The sequence below is a fragment of the Mesorhizobium sp. RCAM 05099 genome (assembly GCF_059683685.1).
In genome coordinates, this window is the sequence record NZ_CM185035.1 from 1,852,495 (window position 1) to 1,873,676 (window position 21,182).

The following is a 21,182-nucleotide window of genomic DNA, read 5'->3' on the forward strand; positions in this document are numbered from 1 at the left end:
TGCCGTGTTCCCCAATTCCTAGAACGGAAGAACCTGATCGAGAACCTGCTGGCCATAGGCAGGTTGCTGGATCTCGGTTATGCGGCCGCGACCGCCGTAAGAGATGCGCGCTTCGGCGATGCGTTCGTAGGGGATCGTGTTCTCGGCGCCGATATCGGCCGGCCGCACGATGCCGGCGATGGTCAGCACCCTGAGTTCGGCATTGACGCGCACTTCCTGCGAACCCCTGATCATCAGATTGCCGTTGGGCAGCACGTCGGTGACAACGGCGGCAACGTTGAGCTCCAGCGTTTCCGAACGCTTGATCTCACCGTCCGCGGTGGTATCCGTGGCGGAATTGAGAGTGCCGGCGCCCTTGCCAGCAGTGCTCAGCTTGTCCCATTGCGCGCTGATGTCGAAGCCGAGCTTGCGGTTGGCGGTGCGGCTCCTGTCGTTCTGGTTCTTGAAGTTGGCGCGGTCGTTGATCTTGATGTTGACGGTCAGGATGTCGCCCTGGGACAGCGCTCGCGGATCGGTGAACAGCCGGCTCTGGCGGTCATCCCACAGCGAGAACTTCTTCGGTGCCGCCGGCGGTGTCTCCGGATATTTATAGAGGGAAGACGTGTTGCCGCCGTCGATGCCCGAGCCGACCGGAGACAACGCCGGTTCCCTGCCGACCTCCTTGAGGTTGGTGCCGCAGCCGGACAGCACGGCAACCGCGCACAGGACAAGCATCTTGCGGATCATGACGGATCTACCCTTCGGGCTGCGCTGGCCATGATGCCGGTGAGCGTCGCCGCCGCCTTCTGGTCCATTTCGTTGAGGATGACGCCGGCCTTGCGTGAATCGAGCTTCATCAATATGGCCGCCGCCAGATCGGCGTTGACGATTGCCAGCCGCTCGGCGGCGGCGTCGGGTTTCATGCCGGCATAGATCTGGACGACGCCGTCCTCGGCCCGGGCCAGGAAAACCTCGCGCCGCTTCAGCCAGGTCTCGTATTCGGCCTTCTTTTCGTCCAGTGCCTTCATGCGTTGGTCGATGCCGATCTGGAGTTGTTTCAGTTCCTCGGCCTGCAAGGCGTAGCGACGGTCGCGAGCGGCGTCGGCTATATTGGAGCAGAAGCGCTCGATCTCGCTTTGGTCTGGAGCCTTTTCCCGCGCCAATTGCTGCGGCGCCTCCGCGGCCGGTGCTCCGGGCAGGACCTGGCGAACCTTTTCCTCACCACGCGCGGTACCGACGGCAAGGGGCATGGCGGCAAGGATGGCGGCCGCGAGCAGGATCCCGGCGGGGCGGCGTCTGTCGGTGGGCGAGGGGGAGCGTGTCATCGGCATCGCCTATTGGAGAACCAGGTCGGCCTGCAGGGCGCCGGCCGACTTGATTCCCTGCAGAATGGCAATGATGCCGTCCGGCTTGACGCCGAGACGGTTGAGGCCGGAGACGAGCGTCTCGAGATCGGGTCCGTCAAGCACGGCGACGCGGGCATCGGGCCGGCTGGCGTCGATGGCGGTGAACGGTTCGACGGCGGTTTCGCCCTTGGAGAAGGGTTCGGGTTGCACGACGCGCGGCGCTTCCGTGATGCGCACCGTCAGTGTGCCGTGGCTGATGGCGACGCGGGAGATCTTGACGTCGTTGCCGATGACGATGGTGCCGGTGCGCTCGTCGATGACGACACGGGCCGGCGTATCGGATTCAACCACCAGGTTCTCGATCTCGGCATAGAAGCGCGCCGCTGAAACAGCCTTGGGCCTTCTGATCTGCACGGTGCGGGAATCGCGTTCGGCCGCCACGCGCATGCCGAAGCGCTGGCTGGTATAGTCGTTGATGGCATCGGCGATGCGGATGGCGGTCGAGAAATCGGGGTTGCGCAACTGCAGCGTCAGCGTTGCCTGATCATCGAATTCGGACTGGACCGCGCGCTCGACGATGGCGCCGTTCGGCACACGGCCGGCGGTCGGCACGCCTTGCGTCAGCTGCTCGGCCTGACCCTTGGCGGTGAAGCCGGAAACGATAACCGAGCCCTGGCCGACGGCGTAGATCTCGCCGTCCGCCGCCTTCAGCGGCGTCATGATCAGCGTACCGCCGGCGAGCGAGGTCGCGTCGCCCATCGAGGAGACGTCGATGTCGATGCGCGCGCCCGACTGCACATAGGGCGGCATGTTGGCGGTGACGATGACGGCGGCGACGTTCTTGGCGCGCGCGCTGCCGCCTTCGGTGGCAATGCCGAGATTTTCGAGCATGGCGCGGATCGACTGTTCGGTGAACGGCGAATTGCGCAGGCTGTCGCCGGATCCGGCAAGTCCGATGACCAGGCCGTAGCCGACGAGCTGGTTGTCGCGCGAACTCTGCAACTGGGCGATGTCCTTGATGCGCGAGGCGACCTGGCCCGGCGGCAGCGAACTCGGCCCGGACGAAACCCGGAACATGCGGTTGGTGGTGGCCGGATCATATTCCGGGTCGTCGTAGACGCCGCCATTCCTGGCGGCGAGTTCGCGCTTGGCCTTGGGCGTCAGGCCGTCGGCCAGCGCCGGCTGAAGGCCAAGTGCCGCGGCGAGCAGAAAGGCAAGTGGACGCATCATGAAGCGCTGACCCTGATGGAGCCGTCTGCCATCACGGTGCCGGACAGGATCTTGCCGCTGTCGATGTTGCGAACCTTGACGAGGTCGCCGGCGGCACCCGGCTGCAGCGTCACCGCCGTCGCCGAAATGGTGAGTCCGCCGGCAATGAAGAAGACCTGCACGGCCGCACCCTGTTCGACTAGCCAGGCCTCGCGGATGGCGGTGGTGGGAATGTAGCGGCCGGGCAGCAGCGTGCGCTTGGCGATCTTGCCGTTGAGGTCCTCGGCCCGCGTCGCCACCGCATCGGGCTTGTGCTTGCCCGCCATCAGGGTCACCTGCTTCAGGGCGGCGAGTTCGATGGTCTCGCCGGGATAGATGACCCGGTTGGGGATCAGCACAACCTCGCCGGCAGGCTGGCTGCTGGCGATCTGAGTGGCCGACTGATTGTCCGACTCCTGGGCGAAAGCCGGCATGGCGCCGGTCACCAACGCAAGGACGAGCGCGGTGCGGCGGAATGCGGGGCAGGAGATCGGCATGGCCATCATCCGTTACCTGATGTTCTTGGAGACGACGGAGGCCATGTCATCGGCGGCCTGGATGACCTTGGAGTTCATCTCATAGGCCCGTTGCGCCGAGATCAGCTCGGTGATCTCCTTGACCGGGTCGACGTTGGAAGCCTCGAGATAGCCCTGCTGGATGGTGGCGAAGCCAGGGTCGCCCGGCACGCCGACATTGGCCGGGCCGGACGCGGTGGTTTCCTTGAACAGGTTGTCGCCAAGCGGCGCGAGGCCTGCTTCGTTGGCGAAATTGGCGATCTGAATCTGGCCGAGATTCTGCAGGTCGGTCTGGCCGTCGATGCGGGCGAAGACCTGCCCCGTCTTGTTGACGATGACCTCGACGGCATCGACGGGAACGGTGATCGCCGGAATGACACTGGCGCCGTCGACCGTCACCAGCTGGCCGGTGGCGTTGGTGTTGAGGGCGCCGGCGCGGCTGTAGAGCGTGCCGCCATCGGCGCCCTCGATTTGGAACCAGCCCCTGCCGGTGAGCGCCAGGTCGAAACTGTTGCCGGTGCTGGTCAGTTCACCCTGGGTGTGCACGTTGCGCACGGCCGTCGTCTTGACGCCGAGGCCGATCGAGACGCCCTCCGGCACCAGCGAGGCGTTGGAGCGGTTGGGCACGCCCTGGGTGCGATCGACCTGGTAGAGCAGGTCGGAGAATTCGGCGCGGGCGCGCTTGTAGCCGGTGGTGTTGATGTTGGCGATGTTGTTGGCGATGACTTCCAGGTTTGTCTGCTGGGCATTCATGCCGGTGGCGGCGATGGAGAGTGCTTTCATGGCGGAGCTCCTCAGATGCCCATTCGACTGACTTCGAGATAGGCGGAAACCACCTTGTCGCGGATGGCGACGGCGGTCTGAAGCGCCTGCTGCGCGCTCATCACGGCGTCGACCACCTGACGGGTATCGGCGTCGCCCTTGAGCGCCTGCATCGACACCTGCTCGGCATTCTGCAGCGTGTTGACGGTCTTGGAGGCCGCCTGGCTCAACGCTTCGGCGAAGGAGGTGCCGAGGTTGCCGCCGGTCGCCGGCGCAACGCCACCCTGAAGCAGGTCCGTCGCCGTGTCGCTCAACCCGGGCTTCAGGTTAAGCGCGCCGATGCCACTCACGATCATTGGTTCCTCATCAGGTCGATGGTCATTGAAATGAGATCGCGCGCCTGCTTGACGACCTGAAGGTTGGCCTCATAGGAGCGGTTGGCCTCGGTCATGTCGGCCATTTCGATGAGCACGTTGACGTTGGGCATCTTGACGTAGCCCTTGTCGTCGGCGGCCTCGTTGCCGGGCTGGAACTCGACCGGAAAGTCACTGGGGTCACGGTCGATCGAGTTGACTACAACCGTCGAGCTGCCGGAGGTCCGATCGAGCTCCGAGACGAAGCTGATGGTCTTGCGGCGATAGGGATCGGAACCCGGTGTCGTGCCGGTCGACTGGGCGTTGGCCAGGTTTTCCGACACCACGCGCAGACGCTCCGACTGGGCGCCAAGGCCGGATGCCGCGACTTTGAGGGCTGCGGTCAGTGCGTCCATGGTCAGCTCTTCACCGCCATCATCATCATCGAATGAAACGCCTTGACGATCGCCGTGTTGAGTTCGAAGGAGCGACGCACCTCGCCGGCCTTCATCAATTGGTCTTCCAGCACGACCGAGTTCTTCGACGGCATGACGACGCCGTCGTCTTCCTGCGGCTTGATGGTGAAGCCGGCGTTGGTCGCGGCGTTGCCAAGATGGCCGGCCTGCGTGGCCTGCAGCGACACGGCGGTGCGATCGAGCACCTTTTCGAACGGCTCGACGTCGTTCGCCGTGTAGCCCGGCGTGTTGGCGTTGGCGATGTTGCCGGCGATCGCGGACTGGCGCACGGCCAGCCATTGCGCTTGCTTGGCAGCGAGGTCGAAAAGGGAAACGGGCTCCATGGGAATCTCCGGGCAGGTTCCCGCAGACTAGGCCGTCAGTCTTGCGCGGACCTTGCGGATAGCAGGGCCCTCAAACGCGGGGTGTCTACCTGGAAAGCTCGATCACCTGGTCGGTGCTGGTGACCATGACCCATTTGCCGTTGCGCTGCTCGATGGAAGACACCTGACTGGAGTCCGGCAATATCGATCCGCGCTGGACGATCCAGAGGCCGGCATCGTCCTCGATCATGGCGCGGCCATTGGCGACATGAACCATGCGGAATTTCGTGGCGTCTGTCGGAAAGGGCTGCTCGGCGGGCGCGGGATTGGGGTCGTCCTGCACCGTTCCGGTGGCGAGCAGATCCAGATTGACGGCCGGAACGTCCTTTGCCATCAGCGGCGCGCTGCGTTCGGCGACCACGCCGCCGCCGGCTCGCCCTGAATTGGTGCCGGTGCCGCCGAACTTGATCGCCTGGACGCCAAACTGTTCCTGGTTGAAGAAGATATACCAGGGAAACAGGGCGCAGATCAGCCCGAGCGTGATGCCGAGCGCGGCGACGACGAAGTCACTGCGCCGGCTGGACTCTTTCTTCAGCCTGGGAAACGGCGCCTTTGGTGGCTGCGGCCATTCGGTGAGCGGGAACAGGCCGTCGATCAGCGAGTCGCGGCTGGCCTGCGCAAGCTCGGCAGCCTCCGCCTGGCGAACCTCGGGCAGCGCGAGTTCGGGTGCTCTGACTAGGACAGGCTCGGCCTTGGCAGCCCTGGCCAGGACAGGCTCAGCCTTGGGGGCCCTGGCCAGGACAAGCTCAGCCTTGGGGGCCCTGGCCAGGACCGGCTCAGCCCTGGCGGCCCTGGGCAGGACCGGCTTGACAGCTCTGGCAAGAATAGCCTCGGCTTTGGCAGCTATGGCGCGGGCAGCCTTTGCCTTGGCAACTCGCGTTTCGTCAGCCCTGGCTTTCTCCGCAGCCTTGGCCTCGTCGATCATTTCGCGCAGGATGCGCTCGGTGTACTGGCGTTCAGTCTCCTGCATCGGCATTCATCTTGCTCTTGAGGTGACGGGCGAGATCGGAGAACGGATCGGCGGATGGGCGGTCCTTCGGCGATTGCGTGAGCGCCTCGTAGATCAGCGGCACCTGACGCACCGCGATATCGAGCTCGGCATCGGCACCGCCCTGGTAGGCGCCCAGCAAGCGGATGTCGCGCGTGTCCTCGAAGCGGGAGATCATCGACTTCAGCCTTGTCACCAGCGCGCGCTGTTCGACGCTCCAGGCCTTGCCGGCCAGTCGTGATATGGACGACAGCGGATTGACCGGCGGATAGCGGCCCTGTTCGGCGATCGCGCGGTCGAGCACGACATGGCCGTCGAGGATGCCGCGCACGGAGTCGGCGACCGGGTCGTTGTGGTCGTCGCCATCGACCAGCACGGAAATGATGGCGGTGATCGATCCCTTGCCTTCGGCGCCGGGCCCGGCGCGCTCAAGCAGCTTGGGCAGTTCGGTGAACACCGAGGCGGGATAGCCACGGGCGACCGGAGGCTCACCGGTTCCCGTCGCCACCTCGCGCAAGGCGTGGGCGAAGCGGGTGATCGAGTCCAGCACCAGGAGCACGCGTTGTCCCTGGTCGCGAAAATGCTCGGCGACGCGCATGGCGGTGTCCGGCGCGCGCCGGCGCATCATGGCGCTCTCGTCGCTGGTGGCGACGATGGCGACGGTCTTGGCCATGCTGTCGCCGATCGTATCCTCCAGGAATTCACGGACTTCGCGGCCTCGTTCGCCGATCAGCGCGACGACGACGGTGTCGAACGCGTCGGCGCCGGCGAGCATGGCGAGTAGCGTCGACTTGCCGACGCCGGAGCCGGCAAAGACGCCGAGGCGCTGGCCGAAACAAAGCGGGGTGAAGATGTCGATGACCTTAACGCCGGTCATGAAGGCGGTGCCGACGCGCTGCCGCGCCATGGCGCCGGGCGTCGTCAGGGCGGCGCTTGACGCGTCGTCTCCCCTGATCAGCGGCGGGCCGCCGTCGATCGCCCCGGTGAGCGCGTCGATGGTACGGCCGCGCCACGAGGCATGCGGCGCCACAGCGAGCGGACCACGGCGGAACACGGCATCACCGATACCGGCATCGGCGCTGCGTTCGAAAGGCGCGACAACGATTTCGTCACGGCTGATCTTGACGATCTCGCCGCGGCGCGTGCCGGCCTGGCCGCGCTGCTCGACGATGTCGCCCAGCACGGCGAAGTCGGAAAGGCCACGAACCTTGTAGTGCGTGGGCGTGACTTCGGCGACGCGGCCGCCGCGCTTGAGCAGCGCCTCGGTGTCGACGAAGCGCCGCCATACCCGTTCCAGTGCGGCAAGCCGGTCTTCCGGCGCCGGCTGGAGCTGTCGTTCGGGTGCGCGTATGGATGGCAGGTCGAGCGACATGGGTTACTTCGAGCCGAGTGTCTTGATCGCCTCGTCGGTGGAAGAGTCCGTCTGCCGCATCAGGGCGGCGGTGTTCTCGAAGGCGCGCTGAACCATGATCAGCCGGGTGATCTCCAGCACCGGATTGACGTTGGACTCTTCGAGAAATCCCTGGGCGATCCCGACATCGGAACGATCGGTGACCGGCTCTGGCGTGCGTGCTGGAACGACGCCGGAATTGCCGTAGCGGACGAAGTTCTCGCCCGGATCGAAATTGTAGAGGCCAATGGAGCCGACAAGCTGATCGTTCTGGCGCAGCGAACCGTCGGCGCCGGCCTTGGGCGGACCGTTGCGTGGGTCGAGCTGGATCGGCGCGCCGCCGGCATCGAGCACCGGGTGGCCCTCGATCGACATCAGTTCGCCATTCTCGTTCATCGAAAAGCGTCCGTCGCGGGTCATGACGGTGCCGACCGGAGTGTCGATGGCGAACCAGGCGTCGCCCTGGACGGCGAAATCGAACGGATTTCCAGTCTCGGTCAAGGCACCATGGGCGCCGGAAAGATAGGTCTTGCCTGGGGACGCGAAGGATACCGATTTCGGTCCGCTGCCGGAGACGACGTCTTCGAATTTCACACCGGTGGCGCGAAAGCCGATCGTCGAGGCGTTGGCGACGTTGTCGGCGATCGTGTCGAGGCGGCGCTCGAGCGCGATCTGCGAGGAAAGGGCGACGTACAGGCTGTCCCGCATGATGGTTTCAGAACCTCAGCTTCTGCATGGCCATCATAAGGTCGGTGGAGATGCCCACCGTGAGCGGCTGGGCAAACAGCACGCTGACCGAGGTGACGGCCGATGAGGTCGGGTTGTTGATCTCCCACATGCTGGTGAAGCGGGTCAGGAACTTGCCGAGTTTCTCCGGGTCGGAGAAGTCCGAGATGTCGAGTTTCTGCTCGAACAGCTGCGCCTGCTTGTCGATGTTGGCGGTAGCGAAGGAATCGGGGAGGCCGAGCGCGGTGCGCACGACGCTTGCAAGGGCGGTGTCGGCAAGCACGTCGTACCAGCTGGTGATGGTTGGCGCCTTGCGATCGAAATAGAGCGCCAGCCGCACGCCCTGGTTTGTATTGCCGGCATCCTCTTCGAGGGTCTGGCGCATGTATTTGTCGACAGTCGGCTGCTGCGCGGGATTGTAGGTGGTGGCGTTCTCGCCATAGGCCTTGAAATTGAAGGCAGAGGCCAATGCCGCGTAAGCCGGATTCGTCTGCTTGTTGGCGACGCTGTCGGGATCGCTCACGCCACCTTGCAGGACCTGCTTGATGAGGTCCTTGTCCTCCGTCGCCGAATCGAGGCCGAACGCGGCCAGCGCATAGGTGTAAAGCCGGTTGTTGCCCATCAGATCATCGATGGACTTCACCTTGGTGATGTTGGCGAGATAGTATGTCGTCTCGCCCTTCACATAGTCCGAATTCGGATCGACGCCGGCGATTTCCGCCTGTGCGGCGTAGTTCTTCGTCACCAGCTGCTGCGCCTTGTTGTAGATGGTCGCATCGGCGCCATTGGCGGCGAAGTTGAAGGCGCTGACAAACTCGGCATAGCGCTTGTCGGTGAGCTTGTTGGCGAAACTGTCGGGATCGGAAACGCCTTCCTTGAGCGCCTTGACCATGAAGGCCTTGGCGTAGTCCATGTCCTCGAGCCCATAGGCCTTCATCGCATATTTGAACAACCGGTCGTTGTTGACGAAATCGTCGATCGATTTCACCTTGGTGATGTTGTCCAGATAATATTTGGTATCGCGGTCGACCACGGGCTGCTGCTCGATCCTGTCGAGCGACTTGCCGATGTCCTTGGTGATGAGCTGGTAGCTGGTAAAGGTATTGAGCAAGAACGCGCCTCCGGCCGTAGCTTATGCCAGCACAATAGCCCCACTTCCTTGCGCGAAACTGAATCGTCTTCGACACGCCTCGATTCAAGCCTCACACAAGGCACGGGGACTATCCGTTGCTCCTGATGTGAAATGCGAAGGACCTGCCGTGGGCATTCTGATTGGACTGGTGGTTACGCTCGGCTGCGTCCTTGGCGGCTTCATGGCCATGGGTGGCCATCTGCACGTGCTGGTCCAGCCGTGGGAAGCCGTGGTCATCTGCGGCGCGGCGTTGGGCACATTCCTGGTCGCCAATCCGATGAAGACGGTCAAGGATACCGGCAAGGGCATCATAGAGGCGTTCAAGCAAGCGGTGCCGAAGGAACAGGACTATCTGGAAACGCTCGGCGTGCTGCACAGCCTGATGCGCGAGCTGCGCTCGAAGTCGCGCAGCGAGGTCGAAGCGCATATCGACAACCCCGAGGAGTCGGCGATCTTCCAGGCCTTTCCGACCGTGCTCAAGAACCACGACTTGATGGCCTTCATCTGCGACTATTGCCGCATCATCATCATCGGCAATGCCCGCTCGCATGAGATAGAGGCGCTGATGGACGAGGAGATCCAGACCATCAAGTCCGACAAGATGAAGGCCTATCACGCATTGGTGGCGGTCGGCGACGGCTTGCCGGCGCTCGGCATCGTCGCCGCCGTGCTTGGCGTGGTCAAGGCGATGGGGGCGCTCGACCAGTCGCCGGAAATCCTCGGTGGCCTGATCGGCGCGGCCCTGGTCGGCACCTTCCTCGGCATCTTCCTGTCCTACGCGGTGGTCGGGCCTATCGCCACCAAGATCAAGACGGTGCGCGAGAAGAAGAACCGCCTCTACATCATCGTCAAGCAGACGCTGCTGGCCTACATGAACGGCGCACTGCCGCAGGTGGCGATCGAGTTCGGCCGCAAGACCATATCGTCCTATGAGCGGCCGACGATCGACGCCGTCGAGCAGAGCACGATGAACACGGGCTCCGCCGAAAAGAAGGCCGCCTGAACGATGCGCGACAGCTTGGTCCAAGCCCTGCCATGACCAGTCCCGGAAGCCCAGCGGAAGCCCGCTCGCTGATCATCGAGCGTCTGATCGGCGACAGTGGCGAGGCCGCTCAGGTCATCGGTACCGGCCGGGCCATGGCCGAGCGCGCCGCGCCGCTGCTGCAGAAGAGCCTGACCAGTGAGCTTGGCGTCCCGGTCACCGTCGATCTCAGGGCGGTCGAGGTCAGCCGCGTCTCGGAGGCGCGCTCGCGTGCCGGCGACACGTTTGCCATGACAATCGTCGCATCGTCCACCTCCTCCGACGCCATGACCCTGGTGATCGATGCTCCCGCGATCGCGATCATGGTCTGCACGCTGTTCGGCGGCGATCCAGACCTGCCGGTGTCGCCGATCGAGCGCGATCTGTCGCAGATCGAAGTCGATGTCTCGACCATGGTGTTCCAGCAGGTCGCGCAGGCGCTCAACGGATCGGGACGGCGCTCGCTTGACCTGCGCCTGCCCGTGCCGCGGGCGATGTCGGGCAGCGAGGCGAAACGGCACGTGCTGCGCGACGGCGCGGCAGTGCGCATCGTCCTTGGCATTTCGACACCGGCCGAAACCGGCACCGTCACGGTGACGATGCCGCAGCGTATCGTGCTGGCCAGCCGCGGCGGCGCTGCCGGGGCGAGCGAGGGCGATCTTGGCGCCATCTGGCGCGCGCGCTTTTCGGAAGAGGTGATGCGCTCCACCGTCGCGCTCGAGGCGACCATGCCTCTGGCCCGGCTGACGCTCGGCGACCTCGCCGATTTCGAAATTGGCCAGGTTATCGAATTCGAGGAAACCGCGCAGTCGCGGGCGCGCCTCGGCGCCCGCGGCCAGACGTTGTTCGTGTGCGAGTTCGGCAAACTTGGGCAGAATTACACCGTTCGAATCCGGCATCCCTATGATGCCGGGCAGGACTTCATCGATGGGCTGATGCCGGCTGCCGCCGGGCGTGCCTGAGCATTTGGAGACGAAGCATGGCCATGACCAAGGTGGAAGCCGACCTCGACCAGCCGGACGAGCAGCTCGACCGTGCCATCGAAGAGTTGCGCGGTGTCCTGCATGAAGAGGAGAAACGCCCCGATGCGGCGTTCAGGGCCGCCTCCGGCGCCAATTCGAACGTCATCATGAACATCCCCGTCGATGTCCAGATCATCCTCGGCAGCACCGAGATGCCGGTCTCCGACTTGATGGCGCTGCAGAAGGGGTCGACGGTGGCGCTCAATCGCCGTATCGGCGAACCTGTCGACGTCGTGGTCAACGGTCGCAAGATCGCCCGCGGCGAGATCACCGTGCTGGAAAGCGATCCGTCGCGCTTCGGCATCAGGCTGACCGAAATCATCGCCGGCTCGAAGGGCGCCTAGCATGGGTTGCGGGGCTTGCCGGTGGCGGAGGCGAGAGGCATGACGACGGCAGCGACGCTGACGCGCGCGCAGAAGGCGGCCGCCATACTGGTGGCGATGGGCAAACCGTCGGCCAGCCGTCTGTTGAAATTCTTCAAGCAGGAAGAATTGAAGGCGCTGATCGAGGGCGCTCGCCTGCTGCGGACGATCCCGCAAAGCGATCTCGAGCGCATCGTCGCCGAATTCGAGGCCGAGTTCACCGAAGGGGCGGGATTGCTCGATTCGGCCGACAGGATGGACACCATCCTCAATGAATCGCTCTCGCCCGAGGAGATGAGCGCCATCATGGGCGACAAGAGGTTCGAGGTCGCGCCGGAAAGCCCGCCGCCGATCTGGCCCGAACTCGAGAAGCTCGAGCCGGCACGGCTCGGCACGTTCCTGGCTGGCGAACATCCGCAGACCGCGGCCATGGTGCTGTCGAAGCTGGCACCGCAGGCGGCGGCGAGCGTCCTGTTGACCATGACGAAGCCGATGCGCGGCGAAATCATCAAGCGCATGGTGACGATGGCGAATGTTCCGGACGCCGCCAGCAGGATCGTCGAGGACCGGCTGCGCTCCAGCGTGCTGACGGAAACCTCGACCAAGGACACATCGGCCGGACAGGCCCGCGTCGCCAGCGTGCTCAACGAACTGGACAAGCCGCTGCTCGAGGAGGTCATGCAGGATCTCGAGGCCGCCGGAACGCCCGATCTCGACGGCGTCAGGGCGCGCCTGTTCGCCTTCGACGACCTGCCGCTGCTGACACAGAAAGCGCGGGTGCTGTTGTTCGACGGGCTGTCGACCGAACTGGTCACGCTGGCCTTGCGCGGTGCTCCGGCCGCACTCGCCGAGGCGGTGCTGTCGGCGATCGGCGCGCGATCGCGGCGCATGATCGAGTCCGAACTCGGACAGGGTTCGGAGGGGATTCCCCTTGCCGACATCATGGCGGCCCGCAAGACGATCGTGACGACGACGATCCGGCTGTCGCGCGAAGGCGCGTTCGAGCTGCCCGCGACCCAGAACGCCGCCTAAGATTGCGGCATGGCTGACGCGGTCGACAAGGATTCGAAAACCGAAGAGGCGACGGAAAAGAAGATCCGCGACACCATCGAACAGGGCAAGCTGCCCCATTCGCGGGAAACGGCGCTTCTCGCATCCTTTGTCGCGATCCTGGTGTTCACCGTCTTCTATGCCAAGGACGCCATTGTCGATCTCGGCATGTTCCTGTCGATGTTCCTGGAGAAGCCGGAAGCCTGGCCGATGGACACCGAGACCGACGTCATCGCGCTCTACAAGATCGTCCTCCTCGAAGTGGGCCGCGCACTCGTCAGCCTGCTGGTGCTGCTGACCGTTGCAGGTGTCGGCGCCTCGGTGTTCCAGAACATGCCGCAATTCGTCGGCGATCGGGTGCGGCCGCAACTCTCGCGCATCTCGATCGCCAAGGGCTGGAGCAGGCTGTTCGGCATTCAGGGCTGGGTCGAGTTCCTGAAGTCGCTTGGCAAGGTCGGCTTCGCCATTGCCGTGCTCGCCTTCACGCTGTCGGAAGACCATCGCAAGCTGCTCGCCGGAATGATCACCAATCCCGTCGCCTTCGGCCTTGTCATCCGCGGCATCGCCGTCGACATCCTGGTGGCGATCGTCTTCGTCATGGGGCTGATCGCGGCGGTCGATATCGTCTGGTCGCGCTTCCACTGGAAGCAGGACCTGCGCATGAGCAAGCAGGAGGTCAAGGACGAGTTCAAGCAGTCCGAGGGCGACCCGATCGTCAAGTCGCGGCTGCGTTCACTGGCGCGCGACCGCGCGCGCAAGCGGATGATGACGGCGGTGCCGCGCGCGACGCTGATCATCGCCAACCCGACGCACTTCTCGATCGCGCTGAAATATGTGCGCGACGAGGACGCGGCACCGCTGGTGCTGGCCAAGGGACAGGATCTGATGGCGCTCAAGATTCGCGAGATCGCGCGGGAACACAATATCCCGATCTTCGAGGACGTGGCGCTCGCCCGCTCCATGTACAAGCAAGTTTCGGTGGATAATGTGATCCCGTCGCAATTCTATCAGGCCGTCGCCGAACTGGTGCGGATCGTCTACTCGAAAAAGGCTGAGCGCAGACAGACTTCATGAACCGCCAACCGCACGCAAATTCCCGCGAGATCATCGTCGCCGACGCCATCGAACAGGTGGTGGGGGAACTCAGGCTGATCGATGTCGCCGACTATATCGCCTTCATCCGGCTCGAGCATTTCGCTTGTCTGTCGGATCTGGTCGATTCAGCGGCGGAGTTGTTTTTCAGGCCGGGCACGCTGAGGCTCGGCCACGGCGGCGAGGCGCATGTCGACTGGAGCGGCAGTCCGCGCATCGTGCTCGATCTGGAACTGCGGCCGCCCGGCGTCACGGTCTATTTCCAGCTGACGCTGAGCGAGCGCGGCACCTCGGTGACGGTCAATTATGTTTCGTTCGAGAAGCCGGGCGAGAACCCCGAGCACAACACGGCCCTGCTGGAGGCGGTGATCGAACAAGCGCGTATTCGCAAGGTCGAGCCCCTGGCCTTTCGCTGAGAGTCGATCAATTCCCGGCGACCGCCGGCCGATCCTCGAACCGCTCTATTCGATCAAGCCCAGCCGCAGCGCCTTGGCCACGGCCTGGTTGCGGTTGACGGCGTTGAGCTTCTGGGTCGACTGGGTCAGGTACTGGTTGGCGGTGTGCACCGACAGCTTCAGGAGGCGCGCGATCTCCTCGCTGGTGTTGCCATTGGCGGTCAGCTTCAGGCATTCGAGCTCGCGTTTGGAGATCGAGCGCGTCCGACCTGCGTCGCTTGGACGGATGCGGGCGACAGCGGCGAACAATGAAAAGCAGCGGGCATGGATTTCGTAGAGCGCGTCCTGCGGCAAGATAATCTCCGAACCGAGGAAAACGACGAGGCCGCATTGCCCGCGGTCTGCGTGGACGGGGAATGCGATGCCGCTGGTGCCTGGCGCCAGTGGCGCCATCTGCTCGGTCCAGGCAAGATTGCGGAACGTCTCCGCCGCGGCAGCCAAGCCGTCGTCGGTCCACCAGCGCGGCTCCGTCGAGATGCGGGTGTGGCGCACGATCTCCTCGCCATTGGCGCCTGAAATGAATTTCGTCGCTACCCCAACGCCGGGATAGTCGGAATCGAAGCAAGGGACGAGCCGTGCCCGCTCCGGCGACGGGCTGACGAAGAACAGGCCGAAGGCCGCCGCGTTGATGTCGACGGCGATCCAGCGGCAGCGGCGCACGGCATCGGGAATGGTGACGGCGTGATGGGTTTCGGAACCGAGCGAAAAGGCGCCGAACGGATTGCGCTGCTCGTTGAAAAGGGCTTCGGCAGCCTCCTTGATGTCGGCGTTTTTCAAATGATGCCGCTCCTGATCGCCGTGGCGATGGCCATCGCGCGGTTGCTGGCCGCGAATTTCTGGATCGCGTGGGTGATGTAACTGTTGACGGTGTTGGAAGAGACGCCAAGGATGACGGCCACCTCGTCGGTGGTCTTGCCTTCGGAGACCCAGAACAGGCATTCGCGCTCGCGATCCGACAGCGGATCCTGCATGGCGGCGGCGGCGATCAGTTGCGGGATGTTCGAGAGCGCGTAGCAGCACTTCAGCTGGGCCTTCATCAGCGCCGGCGGGTCGATGCTGCCGGCGGTCGCCGCCGAGAACAAGGCGAACAGGCGCTGACGGCCGACATGGAGGCGCAGCGAATAGATTTCGGCATGGCCAAGCACGTCAAGAAGGCGGGCCTCCTCGCCGGTGACCAGGCCGTCGGCGTCTGGTGCCTGGGCCGCCACCAGCGGCTTCGGACGGATGCCGGGCGCGACGGTGAGCGCCCCTTGCGCAAGGCCGGCGATCAGCCGCTTGCCGATCAGTTCGATGGCGTCGAAAATCCAGTTGGACGAGACGATGCGCGCGTCGTTGCGGTCCTGGTCGTGGACGATGGCGACGAGCATGTAGCTGTCGGCGCCGATCTCGGCGGTCAGTTGCATGAAAAAGCTGGTCAGATCACCGCGCGACGCCAGGCGCGAGCCCAATGTGTCGGATTGAAGTTGCGCGGCGGGACTGCTCATTCTTGTTGCTTTTGGCCGGAATCGTTTCTGCTGTCCGGATGCTGGAAGCCAGCCGCCGAACCCGAATACGCATTACTTTGACGAAGACACACACGTGGCGCAGAGTTGCGCCAACCAGATCCGAATCCATTCAGGGAACGCGAAGACGTCCGCGTCTGGCGCCGGAAAACTCCGGAACGTGAGACTTTGGGTGGTCGCCGCCCCCCGAGGACCGGCTGATTCGCTTCTAATCTATCCGCAGATGAATCCGACATCAAATGCGATTTGACAAAATCGAATCGCGTCGACTCGCATGCGACTCAGAGACCCATTTTCGCGCCTTTCGAGACCGGGACACGAAAAGCCGGCTCTGGTTGCAAGCCAGCCATATCGGCGGCCGATCGATTCCGGTAGGTTCCGGAGCGACTGAAGAGGTGGGCGCCTCTTGCAGCCGTGTCCGCGGGCGACAAGACCGGCGCGGCGGAAATCTTGGTTTCGGGGGAAACGATGAGCGATTCATTTCGGGAAGTTACATCCGTCTCGTGGTTCGGGCGGATCAAGCGTGCGGTCGGCGGGGTCATCTTCGGCCTGCTTTTGATTGTGCTGATGGTGATCGGGCTGTTCTGGAATGAGGGCCGCGCGGTGCAGACGGCGCGCTCGCTGGCCGAGGGCGCGGGTGCCGTGGTCTCGGTAGGGGCCGACAGCGTCGATGCCGCCAATGACGGCAAGCTGGTGCATGTCAGCGGGCCGGTGACGGCCGACAGCGGCCTGTCCGATCCGGATTTCGGCATCGCGGCGCAAGGGCTGCGCCTGTCGCGCACCGCCGAGATGTACCAGTGGAAAGAGGAATCCAAGTCGGAGATGACGAAGAAGCTGGGCGGTGGCGAGGAGACGGTGACGACCTACTCCTATTCCAAGGTGTGGGACGACAGCCAGATCGACTCATCGGATTTCAAGAAGCCGGACGGCCACCAGAATCCGCCGATGGAAATCCACAGCAAGACCTTCCAGATTCCGGACGGCAAGCTTGTCGCGTTCGATCTCGATACGCCGGTGCTTGACCGTATCGAAGGCGACAAGGACTATTCGCTCGCCTCCAGCCAAGCGGCTGCGATCAAGGCTGCTTATACCGGCGCCAAGCCCATCAACGTCGTCGACGGCAAGATCTATCTCGGCGCCGACACGACATCGCCGGCGCTGGGCGATTATCGCATCGGCTATGAGTTGGCGCCGCTCGGCGTGGTCAGCATCGTCGCGCGCCAGGCCGGTAGCCGGTTCGAGCCTTACCAGACAGAGGCGGGCGATGCGTTGCTGATGGTCGACACCGGCGCCGTGCCGGCCGACAAGATGTTCGCCGAGGCGGTCAGTGCAAACACGCTGATCACGTGGCTGCTGCGCGCCGCCGGCCTGCTGCTGCTGACCATCGGCTTTGCCCTGTTCCTCGGCCCGATCGGCGTGATCCTCGACGTCATCCCGCTCCTCGGCAGCATGGCGCGGATGGGAACCGGCATTATCGCCTTCTTCCTGTCGATCCTGGTTGGCACGACTACGATTGCGATTGCCTGGTTCTGGTACCGGCCGGTCCTGGCGGCGGGCATCCTGGCGGCCGGCGTGATCGCGGCGGCGGCGGTCTATTATCTCGGCCGCTCACGCAAGGCATCCGCACCGATGGCCACGCCGAGCACTGGTGCTGCCGCCTAGTTGGAAACGAGGGGGCGCTTGCGCCCCCGTTGCTTCCTACTTGTCCTCGAAACCGGTCAGCACGCCGACGGCGTTGATGCCGATCTCCTCGACGGCATAGCCGCCTTCCATGACGAACAATGTCGGCAGGCCAAGTTTGGCGATGCGGCGGCCGATCTTGGGATAGTCCGATGTCTTCAGCTTGAACTGGCTGATCGGATCCTTCTCGAAGGTGTCGACACCCAGCGAAACGACGACGATGTCCGGCGCATAGGCGGCAAGCTTGACGCAGGCGTCCTCAAGAGAGGCGTTCCAGGCGCCCCAATCGGTGCCGAACGGCATCGGATAATTGATGTTGAAGCCTTCGCCCGTACCGGCGCCGCGTTCGTCGGCATGACCGAGGAAGAACGGATACTCCGTCATCGGGTCGCCATGCAGGTTGATGACCTGCACGTCGGCGCGGTCATAGAAGATTTCCTGCGTGCCGTTGCCGTGGTGGTAGTCGACATCGAGGATGGAGACACGGGCCGCGCCCTGGTCGCGGAACCATTGCGCGGCGACGGCGGCGTTGTTGATGTAGCAATAGCCGCCCATGAAGCCGGCACCGGCGTGATGGCCGGGCGGACGGCAGAGCGCGAAGGCGGAGGCCTCACCACCCTTGACCAGGCCAGCGGCGGTGAGCGCCACGTCATAGGACGACTTGATCGCGGTCCAGGTGCCTTCGACGAACGTGGCGCCGCCATCGAAGGAATAGTAGCCGAGCAGGGCGTCGATGCGCTTTGGCGGCACGTCGCCGCGCAGGCCGCGCGTCGGCCAGGTGAAAGGCATCGCCGAGCCCTTGAAGCCGGCTTCCGTCCATTGCGGCCAGACCGTCGGCAGGAAGTCGATGTAGTCGACCTTGTGGACACGCCTGGCGGCGGCAAGATCATGCTCGAGCGGCAAGATGATCGGACCAAGCTTCTCGCTTTCGACCCGCGCCTTGATGAATTCGGCCCGCGAAGGCTTCTCAAAACCCGGCACGATGGCTGATGTGACCAATTCCATCTGGCCGGTATGGCCGGCATGAAGCGGCGAATAGACAGTCTTCATAAGGTTCCTCTCGATGTGCGAAGTCAGTCAAGGTTGAGATAGGGCGTCACCAAAGCGAGCCACATGGATTCGACATCGTCCTCGATGAGGTCGAACGTCTTGCGATCTCTTTTCATGCCGACAAGCCGGCAGGCGTGCCCGACCTCCATCATGACCAGGCCGAGCCGTTTGGCGATCTTGTCTTCCAGCGCAGGGTTCACGTGTCGCAGCCAGGCGGCGTAAAGCGCGATGATCTGCTCGTCATATTCGTTCTGGATCGGCCTGAGGTCGGCGTTGCCTGAAATAGCCTCGATCACCGGCATAAGGGTGGCGTTCTCGAGATAGAGCCTGGACGTGTCGATGAAGAGCTTGCGCACTTCCCGCCGGAACTCTTCGCGGTTGGTGGGCGGGGCGACCTTGATGCGCTTCGCGATCACCTCGGGAAAGGATGACAGCCAGCGCCGGGCGAGGTCCAGAAGAATGGCTTCCTTGTTGGGAAAGTATTGATAGATCGAACCAACCGACAGGCCCGCGCGCTGCGCGATGGCAAGCGTCGTCGGCGTCCTGGTTCCTTGCTCCCGCGTCAAGATCAGCGCCGCGTCGAGAATCCGGTCGACCACCTTGCTCGAGCGCTGTTGCCGCGGCTGCTTGCGCGGCTCGAGCGCTATCCTGGTTTTGCGATCGAGACTGCGCTTCACTGCTTGATGTCCTCGTTCCCCGCCCGGTCCGAACACAGGCGGAGGATGCTGCCCACAATACATTCTAAATTCCGCATGTTGACAAACGCGAATAATCAATCGCATTCTTTATCCACGCTGTCCTCAGGGATAACAAGGGGAATTTCGAAGGCAGCGGACTGGCATCGTTTTTGTTCCGTGGCGCCGCTCCGGTGGAGCGGCAGGTCGTTGAGCGCAGGACTGTCGGTCTCAATCGGTCATCAAAAGCGCGGAGTCGCGATGTCTGTCACGGGTGCGGGTCGTAGTGCGGATCTGATCGTCATCAATGGTCGTGTGCTGACCATGGACGATGACAATCCCGCCGCCGAGGCAGTCGCCGTCAAGGACGGCGCCATCCTCGCCATCGGCAGCCGCGCTGCAATCGAAGAGCTCAAGGGAACGGCCACACAGGTGATCGACGCCAAGGGCGGTTCGGTCCTGCCTGGTTTCATCGAAGCACACATGCATCTGTTCGGCGGCGCGGCTGAACTCGACAATCTGCATCTGGCTGGCGTGCATGGCTTCGATGCCTTGCGCGATGCTATCCAGTCCTTTGCCGCGGCGCGGCCCAATGCCAGGCTTCTGATCGGCGCCGGCGTCGACTATGCGATCCTGCCCGAGCCGGTCACGCGCCACCATCTCGACCAAATCATCCCCGATCGCCCGTTCGCCATGTCGGCCTCCGACCATCATACGATGTGGGCGAACACCAAGGCGCTGGAAGAGGCGGGCCTCCTGCATGGCAGGGAATTGGGACCGGGCAATGAGATCGTTATGGGTGCCGATGGCCTCGCGGCGGGCGAATTGCGCGAGGGCGAGGCTTTCGGCCCGATCCTGGAGCATTTCGGGCAGAACCGCACACGGCTCGGTCTTACGGGTGGCGAGCCGGAGCCCTATCCGTCCGCCGAGGAGCTTGCCGCCGATCGGGATCTGATGCATCGCGGCCTGGAATGGTGCGCCCGCCACGGCATCACGTCGATCCAGAACATGGACGGCAACCTCTACCAGCTTGAGTTGCTTGCCGGCCTGGAGCAAGAAGGGCGGCTCATATGCCGTACAAAAATCCCGTTCCATTTCAAGAACTTCATGGAGCTGGGTATACTTGAAAAAGCGTCTGCCATGGCCGCGACCTACAAGTCCGAATGGCTGTCCTCGGGCATGGTCAAGGTGTTTTATGACGGCGTGCTCGATTCCTGGACCGCCGTGATGGTCGACGACTATGCCGACCGTCCCGGCTGGCGCGGCGAGCCATTGTTCACGCCCGAGCACTTCGCCGAGGTGGCGGTGGAGGCCGACCGCAGAGGCCTGCAGATCGCCGTTCATTCGATCGGTGACGGCGCAGTCCGCGCAGTGCTCGACGGTTATCAGGCGGCGCAAAAGGCCAATGGCAAGCGCGACAGCCGTCACCGCGTCGAGCATATCGAGGTCACCACCCCGACGGATGTGCCTCGGTTCGCCGAACTTGGCGTCATCGCTTCGATGCAACCGCCGCATCCGCCCGGCGCCATGAACTTTCCGCTGGAGCCGACGATTTCGCGCATCGGTCGCGACAAGTGGCCGCTGAGCTATGCCTGGCGCACGCTCAAGGATGCTGGCGCCCGCGTCGTGTTCGCTTCCGACTGGCCAGTCTCGCCGGTTGATCCGATCCTGGGCATCCAAGCTGCGGTCATGCGCAAACCTTGGGCAGAAGGCTTGCCGGACCAGAGTTTCTCGCTGCATGAAGCGCTTGCCGGCTATACGGTCGAGGGCGCCTACAGCGAATTCATGGAAGACCGCAAAGGCGTGCTGAAGCCGGGTTATCTGGCGGATCTTGTCGTTTTGTCGGCCGATATCGAGAGGACTGCCCCGGAAGCGTTGCATACGGTGCGGCCGGTGACGACCATCTGTGGCGGCAAAATCACCTACCAAGCCTGACTGTGGCATGGGGCTTGCTACCCCAAGACTACTAACTGAACTGTGATTCAATGCCGGGCTTG

Annotated in this window: 24 protein-coding genes; 8 read left to right on the plus strand and 16 right to left on the minus strand. The window is 63.8% G+C overall.

Going from position 1 to position 21,182, the window contains the following annotated elements; translation table 11 throughout:
- Positions 1-18: 18 nt before the first annotated feature.
- From flgH to AC56QQ_RS09170, 12 genes are all read right to left on the minus strand, one after another.
- Positions 19-726 carry a flagellar basal body L-ring protein FlgH gene (flgH, locus tag AC56QQ_RS09115; protein WP_497126543.1) on the minus strand — a complete coding sequence of 236 codons (708 nt, stop codon included), beginning with the start codon at positions 724-726 and terminating at the stop codon, positions 19-21.
- A complete protein-coding gene (locus AC56QQ_RS09120; RefSeq protein WP_489863058.1) occupies positions 723-1,304 on the minus strand; it encodes a MotE family protein in 582 nt (193 codons plus the stop codon). The genes flgH and AC56QQ_RS09120 overlap by 4 nt, the downstream gene beginning before the upstream one ends.
- A gap of 9 nt (positions 1,305-1,313) precedes the next feature.
- A complete protein-coding gene (locus AC56QQ_RS09125) occupies positions 1,314-2,555 on the minus strand; it encodes a flagellar basal body P-ring protein FlgI (RefSeq protein ID WP_497126545.1) in 1,242 nt (413 codons plus the stop codon).
- Positions 2,552-3,076: a flagellar basal body P-ring formation chaperone FlgA gene (gene flgA / locus AC56QQ_RS09130; protein WP_497126547.1), complete on the minus strand. Its 525-nt coding sequence runs from the start codon at positions 3,074-3,076 to the stop codon at positions 2,552-2,554. The genes AC56QQ_RS09125 and flgA overlap by 4 nt, the downstream gene beginning before the upstream one ends.
- 6 nt (positions 3,077-3,082) lie before the next feature.
- Entirely contained in the window at positions 3,083-3,871 is a 789-nt protein-coding gene (flgG, locus tag AC56QQ_RS09135; protein WP_489863055.1) for a flagellar basal-body rod protein FlgG, read from the minus strand.
- Positions 3,872-3,882: 11 nt separating this feature from the next.
- Entirely contained in the window at positions 3,883-4,206 is a 324-nt protein-coding gene (gene fliE / locus AC56QQ_RS09140) for a flagellar hook-basal body complex protein FliE (protein ID WP_489863054.1), read from the minus strand.
- On the minus strand, positions 4,203-4,619 hold the full coding sequence (flgC, locus tag AC56QQ_RS09145; protein WP_489863053.1) for a flagellar basal body rod protein FlgC: 417 nt from the start codon (positions 4,617-4,619) through the stop codon (positions 4,203-4,205). The genes fliE and flgC overlap by 4 nt, the downstream gene beginning before the upstream one ends.
- 2 nt (positions 4,620-4,621) lie before the next feature.
- On the minus strand, positions 4,622-5,002 hold the full coding sequence (gene flgB, locus AC56QQ_RS09150) for a flagellar basal body rod protein FlgB (RefSeq protein WP_256751541.1): 381 nt from the start codon (positions 5,000-5,002) through the stop codon (positions 4,622-4,624).
- A gap of 85 nt (positions 5,003-5,087) precedes the next feature.
- Positions 5,088-6,017, minus strand: a complete 930-nt coding sequence (locus tag AC56QQ_RS09155) for a hypothetical protein (protein ID WP_497126549.1) — start codon at positions 6,015-6,017, stop codon at positions 5,088-5,090.
- The gene (gene fliI / locus AC56QQ_RS09160; RefSeq protein ID WP_497126551.1) at positions 5,998-7,401 is read right to left on the minus strand and encodes a flagellar protein export ATPase FliI; all 1,404 of its coding nucleotides are present in this window, start codon (positions 7,399-7,401) and stop codon (positions 5,998-6,000) included. The genes AC56QQ_RS09155 and fliI overlap by 20 nt, the downstream gene beginning before the upstream one ends.
- 3 nt (positions 7,402-7,404) lie before the next feature.
- Positions 7,405-8,127, minus strand: a complete 723-nt coding sequence (gene flgF / locus AC56QQ_RS09165; RefSeq protein ID WP_489863050.1) for a flagellar basal-body rod protein FlgF — start codon at positions 8,125-8,127, stop codon at positions 7,405-7,407.
- A gap of 7 nt (positions 8,128-8,134) precedes the next feature.
- A complete protein-coding gene (locus AC56QQ_RS09170; RefSeq protein WP_489863049.1) occupies positions 8,135-9,256 on the minus strand; it encodes a DUF1217 domain-containing protein in 1,122 nt (373 codons plus the stop codon).
- Between the two features lie 148 nt (positions 9,257-9,404).
- Between AC56QQ_RS09170 and motA the strand changes: the two genes are divergently transcribed.
- Genes motA through AC56QQ_RS09200 form a run of 6 tightly spaced genes read left to right on the plus strand, consistent with a single transcriptional unit; the run spans position 9,405 to position 14,240 of the window.
- Entirely contained in the window at positions 9,405-10,280 is an 876-nt protein-coding gene (gene motA / locus AC56QQ_RS09175) for a flagellar motor stator protein MotA (RefSeq protein WP_489863048.1), read from the plus strand.
- Positions 10,281-10,312: 32 nt separating this feature from the next.
- Positions 10,313-11,260: a FliM/FliN family flagellar motor switch protein gene (locus AC56QQ_RS09180; protein WP_497126553.1), complete on the plus strand. Its 948-nt coding sequence runs from the start codon at positions 10,313-10,315 to the stop codon at positions 11,258-11,260.
- 17 nt (positions 11,261-11,277) lie between these two features.
- Positions 11,278-11,664, plus strand: a complete 387-nt coding sequence (gene fliN, locus AC56QQ_RS09185) for a flagellar motor switch protein FliN (RefSeq protein WP_489863046.1) — start codon at positions 11,278-11,280, stop codon at positions 11,662-11,664.
- A 39-nt stretch (positions 11,665-11,703) separates the two neighbouring features.
- Entirely contained in the window at positions 11,704-12,714 is a 1,011-nt protein-coding gene (locus tag AC56QQ_RS09190) for a flagellar motor switch protein FliG (RefSeq protein ID WP_497126555.1), read from the plus strand.
- A 9-nt stretch (positions 12,715-12,723) separates the two neighbouring features.
- Positions 12,724-13,806 (plus strand): flagellar biosynthesis protein FlhB, encoded by a 1,083-nt coding sequence (gene flhB, locus AC56QQ_RS09195; protein ID WP_497126557.1) that lies wholly within the window; start codon positions 12,724-12,726, stop codon positions 13,804-13,806.
- The gene (locus AC56QQ_RS09200) at positions 13,803-14,240 is read left to right on the plus strand and encodes a BspJ family T4SS effector nucleomodulin (RefSeq protein ID WP_497126559.1); all 438 of its coding nucleotides are present in this window, start codon (positions 13,803-13,805) and stop codon (positions 14,238-14,240) included. Before flhB ends, AC56QQ_RS09200 begins: the two co-directional genes overlap by 4 nt.
- 45 nt (positions 14,241-14,285) lie before the next feature.
- Here AC56QQ_RS09200 and AC56QQ_RS09205 read toward each other — a convergent pair whose 3' ends face one another.
- Positions 14,286-15,056: a helix-turn-helix transcriptional regulator gene (locus AC56QQ_RS09205; RefSeq protein WP_489863042.1), complete on the minus strand. Its 771-nt coding sequence runs from the start codon at positions 15,054-15,056 to the stop codon at positions 14,286-14,288.
- Positions 15,053-15,763, minus strand: a complete 711-nt coding sequence (locus tag AC56QQ_RS09210; protein ID WP_497126561.1) for a helix-turn-helix transcriptional regulator — start codon at positions 15,761-15,763, stop codon at positions 15,053-15,055. The genes AC56QQ_RS09205 and AC56QQ_RS09210 overlap by 4 nt, the downstream gene beginning before the upstream one ends.
- 486 nt (positions 15,764-16,249) lie before the next feature.
- Between AC56QQ_RS09210 and AC56QQ_RS09215 the strand changes: the two genes are divergently transcribed.
- On the plus strand, positions 16,250-17,443 hold the full coding sequence (locus AC56QQ_RS09215; protein WP_497126563.1) for a TMEM43 family protein: 1,194 nt from the start codon (positions 16,250-16,252) through the stop codon (positions 17,441-17,443).
- Between the two features lie 36 nt (positions 17,444-17,479).
- Here AC56QQ_RS09215 and AC56QQ_RS09220 read toward each other — a convergent pair whose 3' ends face one another.
- Both AC56QQ_RS09220 and AC56QQ_RS09225 read right to left on the minus strand, forming a co-directional pair.
- Positions 17,480-18,511 (minus strand): histone deacetylase family protein, encoded by a 1,032-nt coding sequence (locus tag AC56QQ_RS09220; protein WP_497126565.1) that lies wholly within the window; start codon positions 18,509-18,511, stop codon positions 17,480-17,482.
- 23 nt (positions 18,512-18,534) lie between these two features.
- Entirely contained in the window at positions 18,535-19,188 is a 654-nt protein-coding gene (locus tag AC56QQ_RS09225) for a TetR/AcrR family transcriptional regulator (protein ID WP_489863038.1), read from the minus strand.
- Positions 19,189-19,446: 258 nt separating this feature from the next.
- On the opposite strand from AC56QQ_RS09225, the gene AC56QQ_RS09230 reads away from it, so the two are divergent.
- Complete coding sequence (locus AC56QQ_RS09230; protein ID WP_497126567.1) at positions 19,447-21,120, plus strand: amidohydrolase; 1,674 nt, start codon at positions 19,447-19,449, stop codon at positions 21,118-21,120.
- Positions 21,121-21,182: the final 62 nt, after the last annotated feature.

Excerpts from the sequence above, each read along its gene's own strand:
- AC56QQ_RS09125 (WP_497126545.1), bottom strand. The coding sequence starts at position 2,555 with ATGATGCGTCCACTTGCCTTTCTGCTCGCCGCGGCACTTGGCCTTCAG.
- AC56QQ_RS09220 (WP_497126565.1), bottom strand. The coding sequence starts at position 18,511 with ATGAAGACTGTCTATTCGCCGCTTCATGCCGGCCATACCGGCCAGATG.
- flgC (WP_489863053.1), bottom strand. The coding sequence starts at position 4,619 with ATGGACGCACTGACCGCAGCCCTCAAAGTCGCGGCATCCGGCCTTGGC.
- AC56QQ_RS09230 (WP_497126567.1), top strand. The coding sequence starts at position 19,447 with ATGTCTGTCACGGGTGCGGGTCGTAGTGCGGATCTGATCGTCATCAAT.
- AC56QQ_RS09180 (WP_497126553.1), top strand. The coding sequence starts at position 10,313 with ATGACCAGTCCCGGAAGCCCAGCGGAAGCCCGCTCGCTGATCATCGAG.
- AC56QQ_RS09155 (WP_497126549.1), bottom strand. The coding sequence starts at position 6,017 with ATGCCGATGCAGGAGACTGAACGCCAGTACACCGAGCGCATCCTGCGC.
- flhB (WP_497126557.1), top strand. The coding sequence starts at position 12,724 with ATGGCTGACGCGGTCGACAAGGATTCGAAAACCGAAGAGGCGACGGAA.
- AC56QQ_RS09210 (WP_497126561.1), bottom strand. The coding sequence starts at position 15,763 with ATGAGCAGTCCCGCCGCGCAACTTCAATCCGACACATTGGGCTCGCGC.
- AC56QQ_RS09190 (WP_497126555.1), top strand. The coding sequence starts at position 11,704 with ATGACGACGGCAGCGACGCTGACGCGCGCGCAGAAGGCGGCCGCCATA.
- flgB (WP_256751541.1), bottom strand. The coding sequence starts at position 5,002 with ATGGAGCCCGTTTCCCTTTTCGACCTCGCTGCCAAGCAAGCGCAATGG.
- flgG (WP_489863055.1), bottom strand. The coding sequence starts at position 3,871 with ATGAAAGCACTCTCCATCGCCGCCACCGGCATGAATGCCCAGCAGACA.
- AC56QQ_RS09200 (WP_497126559.1), top strand. The coding sequence starts at position 13,803 with ATGAACCGCCAACCGCACGCAAATTCCCGCGAGATCATCGTCGCCGAC.
- flgF (WP_489863050.1), bottom strand. The coding sequence starts at position 8,127 with ATGCGGGACAGCCTGTACGTCGCCCTTTCCTCGCAGATCGCGCTCGAG.
- fliN (WP_489863046.1), top strand. The coding sequence starts at position 11,278 with ATGGCCATGACCAAGGTGGAAGCCGACCTCGACCAGCCGGACGAGCAG.
- AC56QQ_RS09120 (WP_489863058.1), bottom strand. The coding sequence starts at position 1,304 with ATGACACGCTCCCCCTCGCCCACCGACAGACGCCGCCCCGCCGGGATC.
- flgA (WP_497126547.1), bottom strand. The coding sequence starts at position 3,076 with ATGGCCATGCCGATCTCCTGCCCCGCATTCCGCCGCACCGCGCTCGTC.
- flgH (WP_497126543.1), bottom strand. The coding sequence starts at position 726 with ATGATCCGCAAGATGCTTGTCCTGTGCGCGGTTGCCGTGCTGTCCGGC.
- fliE (WP_489863054.1), bottom strand. The coding sequence starts at position 4,206 with ATGATCGTGAGTGGCATCGGCGCGCTTAACCTGAAGCCCGGGTTGAGC.
- fliI (WP_497126551.1), bottom strand. The coding sequence starts at position 7,401 with ATGTCGCTCGACCTGCCATCCATACGCGCACCCGAACGACAGCTCCAG.
- AC56QQ_RS09215 (WP_497126563.1), top strand. The coding sequence starts at position 16,250 with ATGAGCGATTCATTTCGGGAAGTTACATCCGTCTCGTGGTTCGGGCGG.